General features: G+C 69.9%; 12 protein-coding genes. All 12 read right to left on the reverse strand.

The window, feature by feature from the left end; translation table 11 throughout:
• Positions 1 to 230: 230 nt before the first annotated feature.
• Positions 231 to 983, reverse strand: coding sequence for a TIGR03936 family radical SAM-associated protein (locus KME77_RS17930; protein ID WP_308250748.1), 753 nt, complete (start codon positions 981 to 983; stop codon positions 231 to 233).
• Positions 984 to 1,138: 155 nt separating this feature from the next.
• Positions 1,139 to 3,058 (reverse strand): TIGR03960 family B12-binding radical SAM protein, encoded by a 1,920-nt coding sequence (locus KME77_RS17935; RefSeq protein ID WP_219468838.1) that lies wholly within the window; start codon positions 3,056 to 3,058, stop codon positions 1,139 to 1,141.
• 20 nt (positions 3,059 to 3,078) lie between these two features.
• Complete coding sequence (locus tag KME77_RS17940) at positions 3,079 to 3,258, reverse strand: hypothetical protein (protein WP_219468840.1); 180 nt, start codon at positions 3,256 to 3,258, stop codon at positions 3,079 to 3,081.
• Positions 3,259 to 3,261: 3 nt separating this feature from the next.
• Entirely contained in the window at positions 3,262 to 4,425 is a 1,164-nt protein-coding gene (rodA, locus tag KME77_RS17945) for a rod shape-determining protein RodA (protein ID WP_219468844.1), read from the reverse strand.
• Positions 4,425 to 6,509: a penicillin-binding protein 2 gene (gene mrdA / locus KME77_RS17950; RefSeq protein WP_219468847.1), complete on the reverse strand. Its 2,085-nt coding sequence runs from the start codon at positions 6,507 to 6,509 to the stop codon at positions 4,425 to 4,427. Before mrdA ends, rodA begins: the two co-directional genes overlap by 1 nt.
• Positions 6,506 to 6,973 (reverse strand): rod shape-determining protein MreD, encoded by a 468-nt coding sequence (mreD, locus tag KME77_RS17955; RefSeq protein ID WP_219468852.1) that lies wholly within the window; start codon positions 6,971 to 6,973, stop codon positions 6,506 to 6,508. The genes mrdA and mreD overlap by 4 nt, the downstream gene beginning before the upstream one ends.
• Complete coding sequence (gene mreC / locus KME77_RS17960) at positions 6,970 to 7,938, reverse strand: rod shape-determining protein MreC (protein WP_219468855.1); 969 nt, start codon at positions 7,936 to 7,938, stop codon at positions 6,970 to 6,972. Before mreC ends, mreD begins: the two co-directional genes overlap by 4 nt.
• Complete coding sequence (locus tag KME77_RS17965; RefSeq protein ID WP_219468856.1) at positions 7,938 to 8,969, reverse strand: rod shape-determining protein; 1,032 nt, start codon at positions 8,967 to 8,969, stop codon at positions 7,938 to 7,940. The genes mreC and KME77_RS17965 overlap by 1 nt, the downstream gene beginning before the upstream one ends.
• Positions 8,970 to 9,801: 832 nt before the next feature.
• On the reverse strand, positions 9,802 to 10,212 hold the full coding sequence (gene ndk / locus KME77_RS17970; RefSeq protein WP_219468859.1) for a nucleoside-diphosphate kinase: 411 nt from the start codon (positions 10,210 to 10,212) through the stop codon (positions 9,802 to 9,804).
• 175 nt (positions 10,213 to 10,387) lie between these two features.
• Positions 10,388 to 12,163 (reverse strand): hypothetical protein, encoded by a 1,776-nt coding sequence (locus KME77_RS17975; RefSeq protein ID WP_219468862.1) that lies wholly within the window; start codon positions 12,161 to 12,163, stop codon positions 10,388 to 10,390.
• Between the two features lie 11 nt (positions 12,164 to 12,174).
• On the reverse strand, positions 12,175 to 12,513 hold the full coding sequence (locus KME77_RS17980) for a DUF4233 domain-containing protein (RefSeq protein WP_219468865.1): 339 nt from the start codon (positions 12,511 to 12,513) through the stop codon (positions 12,175 to 12,177).
• Positions 12,513 to 13,802 (reverse strand): bifunctional folylpolyglutamate synthase/dihydrofolate synthase, encoded by a 1,290-nt coding sequence (locus tag KME77_RS17985; RefSeq protein WP_219468869.1) that lies wholly within the window; start codon positions 13,800 to 13,802, stop codon positions 12,513 to 12,515. The genes KME77_RS17980 and KME77_RS17985 overlap by 1 nt, the downstream gene beginning before the upstream one ends.
• Positions 13,803 to 14,269: the final 467 nt, after the last annotated feature.

Here is a 14,269-nt window from a genome sequence, read left to right on the forward strand (position 1 = left end):
TGATCGGCGACGCCTGGTCACCTTTGGCTGTTCAGTTGTCTCCCCGTCGGGGCCGTTGGCCCCGCCGTTGGGCTCGTTCTCGAGCATGCGGGCGCTCTCCCGTCAGCTCCCGGGCGCGTCGCCGCGCCGCGCAGGAGCCCTCGTGTCTCGTTGTCCGCCCGCGCTCCTCGGGAGAAGCGCAGGCGCCAAGTCCTGTCAGCGGTCGTACCCCGCTCTCGCAAGGCACTTCATCAACCGGCGACGTGCTCACCCGCCGAACCGTCCTCGCCGCCGCGCGTAATGTCGCGGTCAAGGTCGAGCGGATCGGCAAGCGCACCGGTGCTGGCGTCGAGCGGCCCCTGCGCCAGCCTGGTCACCTCGGGGGGAACCGGCGGCGCGAAGTCGGCCACAAGGCGCAGCCCTGTGAGCACATCGTCGGGTCGTACGGCCGGAGTCACGTGCCGAACAACCATGCGCAGTATGACACACGACTGTCCTGGCACCTGAGCTGCGGTTCTGTCTGTTCCCTCGGGCACCTCGAGCCTCAGCACCGCCTCCCGGGCGTCGAAGCGTCGGGGCCCCTTCTTGGTCAGGCGTTCGACCTCCACGGCGCCGGAGGCGAGGAATTTCGCCACCGCCGTCTCCGCGAGCTCTCGGTCGGCGCCGGGCAACCGCACCACCCACTCCGAGGCCTCCAAGCGGTCGGCCAGCCCGGACTGGGTGGCCTCCACGACGTCGAGCACGTCGAGACCCGGCGGCAGCGAAGCATCCAGATCGGCACGGATCCGACCCGGTTCGCACAACTTCGTGACGCCGATCTCCAGGTACTCGGCCTCGCTGGCGACGCCGGTCGGCGCCGCGCCCGCGTAGGAGATCTTCGGATGGGGCGAGAAGCCCGCGCTGAAGGCCACCGGAATGCCGGCACGGCGGACCGCCCTCTCGACGGCCCGCGAGATGTCGCGGTGGCTGCTGAAGCGCAGGCGTCCGCGCTTGGCGTAGCGCACACGCAGGCGCTGCACCGTTGGCGCGGGCGGTGGCCCATCAGGAACAGGTTTCAGAGCTGGTCGTCCTTCCCGTGTCGAAGTTCCTTGTCTCAGGATAAGCCGCTTCGACGACTTGGCGTCTCAGGATCATGCACGGCGAGGCACGGCCCGCGCACTCAGCGCGGCTGGACCACCGTCAGGGGAAGGAGTTTGCGGCCCGTGGGACCGATTTGGATTTCTGTCCCCATGGTGGGGCAGACGCCGCAGTCGTAGCAGGGGGTCCACCGGCAGTCCTCCACCTCGGCGCCCGAGACGGCCTCCTGCCAGTCCTGCCACAGCCACTCACGGTCGAGCCCCGCGTCGAGATGGTCCCAGGGCAGGACCTCGTTCTCCTCGCGCTCGCGCGTGGTGTACCAGTCGACGTCGACGCCGGCCTTCTCGGCCGAGGCCATCCACCGCTCGTACGAGAAGTGCTCGCTCCACCCGTCGAAACGCCCGCCGTCCTCCCAGACGGCCCGGATCACCGCGCCCACCCGGCGGTCGCCGCGCGAGAGCAGGCCCTCCACGATGGACGGCTTGCCGTCGTGGTAGCGGAAGCCGATGGCCCGGCCGAACTCCCGGTCGCCGCGCAGCGAGTCGCGCAGCGCCTTGAGCCGCCGGTCGACGGTCTCGTGGTCGGCCTGGCTCGCCCACTGGAACGGCGTGTGCGGCTTGGGCACGAACCCCCCGATGGAGACCGTGCACCGGATGTCGCGCGAGCCGGTGATCTCGCGGCCCGCCTTGATGACCTTCTTGGCCAGGTCGCCGATGCCGGACACGTCCTCGTCGGTCTCGGTGGGCAGCCCGCACATGAAGTACAGCTTGACCTGCCGCCAGCCCTGCGAGTAGGCCGTGGTGACGGTGCGGATCAGGTCTTCCTCGGTGACCATCTTGTTGATCACCTTGCGCATGCGCTCGGAGCCGCCCTCGGGGGCGAAGGTCAGGCCGGAGCGCCTGCCGTTCCTGGAGAACTCGTTGGCCAGGTCGATGTTGAACGCGTCGACGCGGGTCGAGGGCAGCGACAGCGAGGTGTTGGTGCCCTCGTAGCGGTCGGCCAGGCCCTTGGCGACCTCGCCGATCTCCGAGTGGTCGGCCGACGACAGCGACAGCAGCCCGACCTCGTTGAAGCCGGACTCCTTGATGCCGTTCTCGACCATCGCGCCGATCGTGGTGATCGACCGCTCGCGCACCGGGCGGGTGATCATGCCCGCCTGGCAGAAGCGGCAGCCGCGCGTGCAGCCGCGGAAGATCTCCACGCTGAACCGCTCGTGCACGGTCTCGGCCAGCGGGACCAGCGGCTTCTTCGGGTAGGGCCACTCGTCGAGGTCCATGACCGTGTGCTTGTGCACCCGCCACGGGACGTCGGGCCGGTTGGGCGCGACCCGCTTGATGCGGCCGTCTGGGTGGTAGTCGACGTCGTAGAACTTCGGCACGTACACGCCGCCGGACTCGGCCAGCCGCATCAGCAGCTCGTCGCGCCCGCCGGGGCTGCCCTCGGCCTTCCACTCGCGGATGACCTCGGAGATGGCGATCGCGATCTGCTCGCCGTCGCCCAGCACGGCCGCGTCGAGGAAGTCGGCGATCGGCTCGGGGTTGAAGGCCGCGTGGCCGCCCGCCAGCACGATCGGGTCGTCGTCGCCGCGATCGACCGCCGCCAGCGGGATGCCCGCCAGGTCGAGGGCGGTCAGCATGTTGGTGTAGCCCAGCTCGGTGGAGAACGACAGGCCGAGCACGTCGAAGGCGCGCACCGGCCGGTGGGCGTCCACGGTGAACTGCGGCACGCCCTCGGCGCGCATCAGCGCCTCCAGGTCGGGCCACACCGCGTAGGTGCGCTCGGCCAGCGTGCCGGGCAGCTCGTTGAGGATCTCGTACAGGATCGCCACGCCCTGGTTGGGCAGCCCCACCTCGTACGCGTCCGGGTACATCAGCGCCCAGCGCACGTCGGCGGAGTCCCAGTCCTTCACAGTCGAGTTGAGCTCACCCCCGACGTACTGGATGGGCTTCTGCACCTTGGGCAGCAGCGCTTCCAGGCGGGGGAAAATCGACTCGACAGACATAGCACCCAGGGTAGCGGCGGTCAGACCGTGGCCGGCCCCGGGATGTCGATGTCCTTGCCGCTCAGCACGACGATTTTATGTCTTTCGTAGCAGGTCAGCTCGATCGCGATGACGCCGCTGTCCAGGTTGTGCACGGCTGTGATGTGGTTGGCGGGCAGGAGGAAGCGCTCCTCGCACTCGTCGCAGTAAGCCAGGAACATAGTCTAATTAAACGACTGCTCGCGGATTCTGATGGCCTGGAGAAGCCCAATCGAGATGAGATTCGCGAATGTGGCGGTTCCGCCGTACGAGACGAACGGCAGCGGAAGGCCGGTGATCGGCATGATGCCGATCGTCATCCCCACGTTGACGAACGTCTGGAACGCCAGCCAGCACACGATCGTCCCGGCCACGAGCGTGCCGAACCTGTCGTCGCACTGCCTGGCGATCTTCAGCCCGCGCACCAGCACCACGCCGAGCAGCAGCACGACGGTCAGCGAGCCGAGGAAGCCGAACTCCTCGCCCGCCACGGTGAAGATGAAGTCGGTGTGCTGCTCGGGCACGAACCGGCCAGTCGTCTGCCCGCCCCCGAACAGCCCCTTGCCGAACACCTGCCCCGAGCCGATCGCGATGAGCGACTGCGTGCTGTTGTAGCCGACGCCGCGCGGGTCCACCCGCGGGTCGAGGAAGGCGGTGAAGCGCGCCACCTGGTACGGCTCCAGCATCTGGAAGGCGAACACGCAGAACACCCCGGCCGCCGCCACCAGCCCGAGCAGGAAGATCCACCGCTTGCGCACCCCGCCCAGCACCAGCCCGGCGGCCGTGATCACGGCCAGCACGAGCGCGGTCCCGAGGTCCGGCTGGAGCATCACCAGCCCCATCGTCAGCGCCGCGGCGAGCAACGCCAGCACCATGTCGAGCCCTCGCGGCCGGTCGCTGCCCTCGGCGGGCTGGGCCAGCAGCATCGCGATGATGAGCAGCAGCCCCAGCTTGGCGAACTCCGACGGCTGCACCGCGAAGCCGCCGCCGAGCAGGATCCACGAGTGCGAGCCGTTGATGGTGGCGCCCAGCGGCGTGATCACCAGCCCCAGCCCGACCAGCGACAGCACGAACACCAGCGGCGCGTAGGCGCGCATCGCGCGATGGTCGATCATCGCCACCGCCCCGCACAGCAGCACGCCGATGCCGACGTTCAGCATGTGCTTCTTGACCAGCCCCGTGGAGCCGGGCGCCCACGTGCGGGTCGAGGACCACACCAGCAGCGTGCCGATCACGCACAGCGCGGCGACGGCGACCAGCATCACCCCGTCCAGCCGCCACACGGCCGACTCCGCGCCGACCGCCCGCCGGGCGAACGAGCGCCGCCCGGCCATCAACGTACGGTCCATCACTCCCCCGCAGCCGCCGTCACGACCCGCGCCGCGACCGTCCCGTCGGCCCTGAACTTCGGCAGCTTGGACACCGGCCTCCAGCCGGGCAGGGCGGCCTTCTTCTTGTAGGCGGCGAAGCCGAAGATGCCCTCGTAGATCTCCCGCGCGGCCGGCGCGGCGGTCGAGGCGCCCATCCCGCCCTGCGACACCATGACGACCACGACAAAACGCGGGTCGTACGTGGGCGCGAACGAGGCGAACCAGGAGGTGTCCTGCTTGCCCCACACCTCCGCGGTGCCGGTCTTGCCGCCGATCGGCATCTTCTTCATCGGGAAGCCCATGAACGCCCCCCGCGCCGTGCCGTCCGAGGGCACCTGGCTGAGCGCGCTCTTGATGTAGAGCCGCTCCTTCTTCGACAGCGGCAGCTTGCCGACCACCGGCACCTCGATGCGGCTGACCGGCGTGCCGTCGGGCCGCACCGTCGCCCAGCCGATGCGCGGGCTGCGCAACTTGCCGTCGCTCACGATCGCCGCGTACGCCCTGGCCAGCTGCAGCGGCGTCACCAGCACGTCGCCCTGACCGATCGAGAAGTTCGCCGAGTCACCGGCGCGCAGCAGGAACCCTTCCAGGCAGTTCTCGTTGGCCAGCCGCTTGAGGAACTCGGCCCGCGACCTGTCCTTCTCCTCCGGATAGCCGGTCCTGGCGCGTTTGCAGCTGGTGCCGCTGGTCTGCGCCCACGTGTCCTTCTTCCAGGTGCGGTCGGGGATGCGCCCGGCCGACTCGCCCGGCAGGTCGATGCCGGTGGGCCTGCCGAACCCGAACTTCCTGGCCGTGTTCGCGAACACTTCCTTCGCCGGCTTCTTGGGGCTCGGATGCAGCCCGCCGTCCTTCAGCCACTGCTCGTACGCCGCCTTGTAGAAGATCGTGTCGCACGACTTGACCAGCGCGGTGTGCAGGTTCATCGAGCCGAGCCCGATGCCGCGGAAGTTGTGGAAGGCCCGGTCGCCCACGTTGACCGCGCCGGGGCAGTTGTAGGTGCCGTTGATCGGGTACCCGGCCCGCAGCATCGACGACACCGACGACACCTTGAACGTCGAGCCCGGCGCGAACATCCCGTTCAGCGCCCGCGACACCAGCGGCTTGCCCGTGGCGTTCGACAGCAGCCGCTGGTAGCCCTGGGCGGAGATGCCGCCCGCCCAGACGGCCGGGTCGTACCCCGGCTGGCTGGCCAGCGCGATCACCCGCCCGGTCGACGGGTCGAGCACGACCGCGGCGGCGCCGTCGGCCTGGGGCGCGTTCTTCATCGCGTGCTGCAGCGCCTGCTCGGCGATGGTCTGCACGCGGGCGTCGATGCTGGTGACCAGCGTGTCGCCGCTGATCGGCGCCCGCTGCTCCTCCACCCCGATGGCCTTGCCCATCCGGTCCACCTGGACCCGCCGCAGCCCGGCCTTGCCGCGCAGCTCCTCGTCGTAGACGTACTCCAGCCCGTCGCGGCCGGCCAGGTCCACGCCGGAGAACGCGGCCTTCAGCCCCTCGCGCTTCTCCAGCTCGTCCTCGGTGACCGGCTGCAGGTAGCCGAGCATCTGCGCCCCCGCCCTGCCGCCGGGGTGCTGCCTGACCGACTGCACCTCGGCGGTGATGCCGGGGAACTCCTCCTGCCGCTCCAGGATCTGCAGCGCCTCACGGGTGTCGGCCTTCTGCTTGACCGGGATGGCCTGGTACGGCGAGCCGGTCCAGCAGGGCTTGCCCACCCCGGGCCCGCACGGCGTGATGCGCCGCTGCAGCGACGAGACCGGCTCGCCGAGCACCTCGCCGAGCTTGCGCAGCACCGGCAGTCCCTGGTCGGGCATCCTGAGCAGCCCCGCCCTGTCGACCGACACGACCAGCGAGGTCTGGTTGCGCACCAGCGGCCGCCCGGAGGCGTCGAGGATCTGCCCGCGCACGGCGGGCACGATCACCGATCGCGTCCTGGTCTCGGTGGCCCGGTTCACCAGCTCCTGCCCGCGTACGACCTGCACCTGCCACAGCCGCAGGCCGAGCGCCGCCAGCACCGCCAGCACGATCACCTGGAGCACGACCAGCCTGGTCCGCATCCTGATCATTTCAGCAGCCTCGGCCGTGGCCGCTCGCGCGTGATCAGCCAGATGACCAGCGGCGAGACGATCAGCGTGTAGACGGCCGAGACCGGTATCCGCTCGGTCAGCGTCTCCAGCGTCACCCGCGGATCGGCGACCAGCCCGCCGAGCGCCGCCGCCACCAGCGGCGCGATCAGCACGCACAGCACGACGGTCGTCACGGTCCCGCCGATGCCGCGCCCCGCGACATAGCCGACCAGCGCGAACACGAACGCGTACATCCCCATCAAATGCGCCGTCGGCGGAATCAGGTCCACCAGCAGCCCGGCGCAGAACCCGGCCACCACCCCCGCGGCCGGGCCGCGCAGCAACGCCACGGCCACCACGGCCAGCAGCACCAGATCGGGCGCCCCGCCCGCCGGCAACGGCAACCGGTTCACCAGCATGACCTGCACCAGCAGGGCACCCAGCACGCACAGCGCGGCTGTCATCGCGCCCCCTCCTTGCGTGGCGACACGGCCCCCTGCCGGTCGCGTGGCCGCGGCTGGCCCCCACGTGCGCGGGGCAGCGCGGCTTCTCTTGCCACCTGCGGCTCGCGGGGCAGCACGGCGTCCTTCGGATCCTTGGCGGGCGCGCGGACCACCACGCCGACCACGTCGAGGGCCGTCAGGTCCGCGTACGGCCTGGCGTACGCGATGCGGGTCAGCTCACCCGGCGTCGCCTCCACCCGTTCGATCACCCCGATCGGCACCCCCGCCACGTACGGCGCGCCACGCTGGGACCCGAAGCTGACGATGCGCCCGCCACGGGTGATCGGCGCGGTCGAGTCGAGCAGCCGGAACCGCACGAGCCGCCCGTTCTCCCCCACCCCGTGCACGACGCCGATCTCCTGCCCGCCCTCCAGCCTGGCCCCCGCGGCCGAGGCCGGGTCGCTGATCAGCACCACGGTCGAGGTGTCCGACGACACCTGGACGACCCGGCCGATCAGCCCCTCGCCGTTGAGAACGGTCATCTCAGGACGCACGCCGTCACGCGTTCCCACGTCGATCTGGACCGCGTCCTCGAAGCCGGGCTGGCCGCGCCTGGCGACCACGCTGGCCGTCACGATCTTGTAGCCGCCCAGCCCCGCCGTGCCGAGCAGCTTCCTCAGCTCGGTCGAGCGGACGGCGTCGAGCCTGTTGGAGGCCAGCCCGGCACGTAGTTTCGCGTTCTCGGTCTTGAGCCGGTCGAGCTCGGCCTGCGCGCCGGGCGCGTTGACGAGGGCGGCGACGAAGCCGCCCACGGGGCGGGCGACGGAGCCGCCGATCCGCTCCACCGTGCCGAAGAACCACGAGCCCGCCGACCGCAGCGGCCACAGCGGCGAGGCGACGCCGGCGCGGTGGTCGACGGTCAGGATGACCAGCGACATCGTGAGCAGTACCCCGAGGAACAGCCGAGCGCGTTGCAACTCTCTCATCAGCGACGTGACTCCGGAACGAGCACCTGCTGCAGCACCTCGAACTCCTCCACGCACTTGCCCGAGCCCAGCGCCACCGAGTCGAGCGCGTTCTCGACGAGGTGGACCGGCATCCCGGTCTCGGACTTGATGCGCTCGTCCATGCCCTTGAGCAGCGCGCCGCCGCCGGTGAGCGCGATGCCGCGGTCCATCAGGTCGCCGGACAGTTCCGGCGGGCACTTGTCGAGCGTGGTCTTGACGGCGTCCACGATGGTGTTGACCGGTTCCTCGGTCGCCTTGCGTATCTCCTCGCCCGACACCACGATCGTCTTCGGCAGGCCGCTGACCAGGTCACGGCCGCGGATCTCGGCGTGCGACTCCTCACCGATGGGGCACGCCGAGCCGATGGCCATCTTGATCTCCTCGGCGGTGCGCTCGCCGAGCATGAGCGAGAACTCCTTCTTCGCGAACGTGATCACCGCCTGGTCGAGCTCGTCCCCGCCGACCCTGATCGACTGGCTGGTCACCACGCCGCCCATCGAGATGATGGCGACCTCCGTGGTGCCGCCGCCGATGTCGACGACCATGTTGCCGGTGGGCTCGTGCACGGGCAGCCCGGCGCCGATCGCCGCGGCCATGGGCTCCTCGACGATGTACACCTTGCGGGCGCCCGCCTGGTACCCGGCCTCCTTGACGGCCCGCTGCTCGACCCCGGTGATCCCGCTGGGCACGGCGATGATGATGCGAGGCTTCGCGAAGTGCCGCCTCTTGTGCACCCTTTGGATGAAATAACGCAACATCCGCTCGGTCACGTCAAAATCGGCGATCACGCCGTCCTTGAGCGGCCGCACGGCCACGATGTTGCCGGGTGTCCGGCCGATCATCCGCTTGGCCTCGATGCCCACCGCGACGATCCGCCCCGTGGCGGTGTTGATCGCGACTACGGACGGCTCATTGAGCACGATGCCCCGCCCGCGCACGTAAACGAGCGTGTTGGCGGTGCCGAGGTCGACCGCCATGTCACGGCCGAGAAACGCGAGCTTGCTGCCCATGGGGAACGGAGCCTTCCGTAATGTCGTTCGCCAATGACTACGGATCGAATTCGAATCGTAACGTGACGTTACCCACCAGGGCGCGCAATGAGCCCTCTCCGCCAGACAAATTCTGCGCCCCCTCCGGCAGGCCCGATGGCGTCGGGGACAGCGGACAACATTCGCCCTCCGTCTTGCACCGTTTTGACCCACCTACACCCACAACCCACCCCGCCGGCCGCCACCCCCTCACCTGGCGACCCAGCCCCCGGCCAGCCGTCACCCCGTGACCCGGCCCCGCCTCTGAGCAGCGCTGCAGGCCTCCACCGCCCTGCTCAGCGCCGCAACAGCCCGTTCCCACACCCTGGACCCCAGTCGAGGTATGGACGCCTCACAGCCCACCTCAGGCCCACCTCACACCTCCATGGGGTAGCCCCTTGCACGCCTCCATGCCGAGGCGCCCGCCGTCATCCCTCCGCCGAGACAAGCACCCGCACACTTCCCGCCCGCACACTTCCCCGCTCGCTTGCTCCACCGCCCCTGCATCCCTCGCCCACTACTTCCTCGCCTGCGCATTTCCCTCCGGCGGACCTCTCAGCCTGTGCACTTCCTCACCCGCAACACGACCATCACCACTCCCACGACCATCCCCACATTCAGGCACTCCTTTCCCCCGCCCACCAAGCAGCGCCGCAGTCCAGCGCCGAAGCCCCGTACCTGCAGAGATCCCCATACACAGCAAAATGCCCGCCACCATTACGGCAGCGGGCATTCACGGTCGCGGGCGACAGCCGCGCGTCCAATTCCGGCCAGCCAGGCCGACCAGCTAGACCGGCCAAGCCAACCAGGCGAACTAGAACCGATCGGGGAAGAAGATCTTGATCTCCCGAGCCGCCGACTCCGGCGAGTCGGACCCGTGGACGACGTTCTCGCCGATCTCCAGCGCGTGGTCCCCGCGGATCGTGCCGGGAGCCGACTTGACCGGGTCGGTGAGCCCCGCGAGCGCCCGGAACGCCTCGACGGCCCGCGGCCCCTCCAGCACGAGCGCGACGAGCGACCCCGACGTGATGAACTCGACGAGCTCGCCGAAGAACGGCCGCTCGGAGTGCTCGGCGTAGTGGGCCTTGGCGGTGTCGACGTCGAGGGTGCGCAGGTCCATCGCCACGACCTTGAGGCCCTTGCGCTCCACGCGGGCGATCACGTCACCGATGAGGCCACGCTTCACCCCGTCGGGCTTGATCAGGACAAGAGTGCGCTCGGACACTTGAGGTTCTCCTTCGAACAGAGTGTGGGATGCGGCCACGTGCACCGGCTTGATCCGCGGGGGAATCGGCCCGGGGGACGCAGGAGTTCGCGTCGCGGTGGCTGCGCCTCAGCTTACCGTCCCGCGACGGCTCCCCCGGCTGCGCGTGCATACCACGTACGTGGTGCGGCCCGCACTACGGGGACACGGAGTCCTCGGGCGACTGAGCGGGAGGCGGCACCGGCGGTACGGAGCCCTCATCACCGCCAGAACCCCCGCCCGACGTCCTGGATCCCGTCGAAGCGGAAACCCGAGCCGTCTTCGCTCCCCCACCAGCGGAATCATCGAACCGGCTCCCCCACCCGGAGGAGACCCGCCCCGCGGCCCCGCCCCCACCCGCACTGTCGTCATCGACCACAGCACCGGACTTGTCAGTACCAGGCTCGTCAGCCCCCGTCCCCCCAACGACCCGCCCGCCGCCGCCCGCGGCGGACATCCCGGCACCGCCCGAAGCAGGATCCTCCAGCAAGGACGCCTCACGACCGTGCCCGGGCCCGCCTGGCTCAGAAGGACCGGACCCATCGTCCCCGTCGCCGGGCCCGGAGCGGCGCGCCATCAGCGCCGCCAGCAGGATGACCGCCACGACCAGGAACCCGCCGATCAACGACCACAGATGCAGCGAGCCCACGAACCGGTCCACCAGCTGCTGCGCCACCGTGACCCCGCGCAACATCATCAACTGGACCCCGGTCGCCAGCAGATAGCCGGCCAGCACGCCGGGGAAGCACAGCGCCAGCCCGTACAGCCCCGCCCCGATCCCCGCCCGGCCGAGCGCGGACGTGAGCGCCACCGCCGCCCCCATCGCCAGCAGCGCGAACGGGATCACCAGCACGAGCCCGTCGGGCGCCGGCACGACCACGCGCACCGAGCACAGCCCGACCACCATCGCCAGCAGCCCCAGCGGAGTCAGCCACCGGGCACCGGCGAACAGCCGCGCCGCCACGGCCGCCCCCACTCCCAGCAGCCCTGCCACCAGGAAGGGAATCCACAGCCCCGTCATGCCAGGGCCGCCGAGGCCGCGCATCTCGACGTACGTCACCTGGGCCATGCTCGGCAGCAGCACCACGCCGATCGCGACCATCACGTACGACAGCGTGCGTCCTTCGCGCCCGCCCATGGAGGCCATCGTGAGCAGCGCCACGATCGCCAGCGCGGCGAGCAGGATGACCAGCCCGGCGCCCCACGCCTCGCTCGCGGTGCTGATCGCCACCACGGCGATGCCCACCGCGGGCACGCTCGCCAGCAGCAACCGCGTGCGCTCGTCGGCCCGGGGCGTCGGCGTCGGCGGCTGTCCTTGCACCAGCCAGAGGACGAAGTAGATCGCCGCGAGGACGAGCGCCACCCCGGTCAGCATCGGGTACGGCTGGAGTGTGACCCTCCAGTCCTGCACGTTGTCGAGCGGCCACAGCGCGAGCGCCTGGGCGCCCAGCAGGCTGAACGCGAGCATGCCGGTCCACACCCCCCGCAGCGCGGGCGAGCGGCCCCAGGCGGCGACGAGGGTGGCGGGCACGAGCAGGCCGGCGCCGATCCCGTGCAGGATGCGCAGCACGGCCACCACGAACGTCGAGCCCGCGAAGCCGCCCGCCACGTCGGCCAGGGCGAGCAGCGTGAGCCCGCCGACCAGCATGTGGGCGACCTTGACGCGGCGCAGCGCCACCGCGCCGAGCGGCACGGTGAGGATCATCGCCGGCAGTGCCAGCCCGTGCGCGCGCATCAGGGCGAGCTTGTCGAAGCTCTCCGGCAGCAGGCCCGAGACGATGGACACGGTGTTGGGGATCGAGATGATCGCCAACGGCAGCGCGACGACGATGAGCAGCCCGAGCACCCAGTCGAGCAGCCATGGGAACCTGGCACGTGCGGTGGGTCCCGTGGATGACTCGTTCGGGGACCGTTGAAGCGGGGGGACGGTCATGTTCGCCGACTTTAGCGGGAAGTCACGCCCTCGACACGGCGAGCGACGATAATCGCGGTGATCCACAGCGCCGCGAACAGCGCTCCCAAGAAGAACATAGTGGGCACAACGAACCCCGCGGCGATCGCCAGCACCTGCACCACGCTGCCCGCCACGTACGCGAAAGGCCTCTTGAGCAGCCCGGCGACGACCACGCAGAGCACGGCGAGCCCGAGCCCGACCGTGAGCGCCACCGGGGTGGAGATACCGCTGTTGATCGCCACGGGCGTAATCAGCCCCGCGACGATCGCCTCCATGCCGAGCACACTGGCGCCGAGCCGGCGCATGCCCGGGGTCACCTCGAAGTTCATCACACACCGTCCGCCTTGAGCAGATGGCGGGCATCTCCCGCCGTCACGACCGAGCCGGTGATGAGCACGCCCGTACCGCTGAACTCGCCTTCAGCATCGGCGAGGGCGATGCCCGTGTCGATGGCCTCGTCGAGGCGTTCGACCACGCGTACGCGTTCCTCCCCGAACAACGGCACCGCCCGAGCCGCCAGCTCCTGCGCCGTCATGGACCTGGGCGAGGAGTTGCGCGTGACCACGATCTCGTCCAGCACCGGCTCCAGCAGGTCGAGCAGGGTGTCGACGTCCTTGTCCGCCATCACGGCGACGACGCCGACCACCTTCGCGAACCCGAACGCCTCGTGCAACGCCTCAAGCGTCGCCTCCATCCCGCCCGGGTTGTGCGCGGCGTCGACCACCACCGTGGGATCGCGCCGCACCACCTCCATCCGCCCCGGCGAGCTGACCTGCGCGAACGCCTGCCGTACCAGCTCCACGTCGAGCGGCTCGTCCCCTCCGGTCAACGCCTCGACCGCCGCCAGCGCGCAAACGGCATTGCCGGCCTGATGCGCCCCGTACAGAGGCAGATAGACCTCCTCGTAGACACCCTTGAGCCCCCGCAATGTCAGCAACTGCCCGCCCATCGCCACCTCACGGGCGAGCACCCCGAACTCCAGCCCTTCCCGCGCCACCACCGCCCCCACCTCGGCGGCCCGCCGCATCAGCACCTCCGCGGCCTCAAGCGTCTGCTGAGCCAGCACCGCCGTGGCACCAGGCTTGATGATCCCCGCCTTCTCCCCCGCGATACTCGGAATGTCAGGCCCGAGCCTGTCGGTATGGTCAAGCGAAATAGGCGTGATCACAGCAACAGTCCCGTCGGCGACATTGGTGGCGTCCCATGACCCACCCATCCCCGCCTCGACCACCGCGACATCAACCGGCGTGTCGGCAAAAGCCGCGAACGCCATGGCCGTGAGCAGCTCAAAAAACTGGATCCGCCGCCCCTGCGTGTCGTTCAACTCCACATAAGGCGCGATCTCCTCATACACCTCCGCGAACCGCTCCTCCGTCAACGGCTGCCCGTCAACGGTGATGCGCTCGCGCATGGAGATCAGGTGCGGGCTCGTGAACCGCCCCACCCGCAGGTTCCGCTCCCTCAACAGCGCCTCGACCAACCGCGCCGTACTCGTCTTCCCGTTTGTCCCCGCTATGTGAATGACGGGGTACGCCCGCTGCGGCGAGCCGAGCAGGTCCAAGAGAGCCGCGATCCGGTCCAGCGTCGGCTCGAAGTCCCACTCGACGCCTCGGTCCATGATCGCGCGTTCAACCGCACGATAGTCCACCCCTCAACCCTACTGACCACCCAGACCACTCCCCACCCCGACGCCCCCACCCCCTGCGACGACAACCTCAAACCGCCCGCTTCCCTCTCTCCTCGCGCCCTCTCTCGTCATAGCCCAACCCACCAAACGCGATGTCGACTGTGTGACAGCAGCCAACACAACAAGCTCCACCCTGACTGCAATCAAAATCGCAACCGCACCAACCAACGGCGAAAGCTAACGCCTAGGCTGTACGCCACCCAGCCAATTACGCCGCCGACCTCATGAATGTCGAGCACACCGCAAAAGCACATGTGTCGACGAAGTGCACTGCGTCAACGTCGGCGCGAGAGCGCCCACCGCGGAGACGCAGCGTCAGGCCGGCAGGGCAAGCCCGTAGCCGACCTGGCGCCACCGCTCCGCAGCTGTGCGCAGCCGTCGGTGGCCGTCCGTTGCTG

Source organism: Nonomuraea rhizosphaerae (assembly GCF_019396405.1).
GTDB classification, from domain to species: domain Bacteria; phylum Actinomycetota; class Actinomycetes; order Streptosporangiales; family Streptosporangiaceae; genus Nonomuraea; species Nonomuraea rhizosphaerae.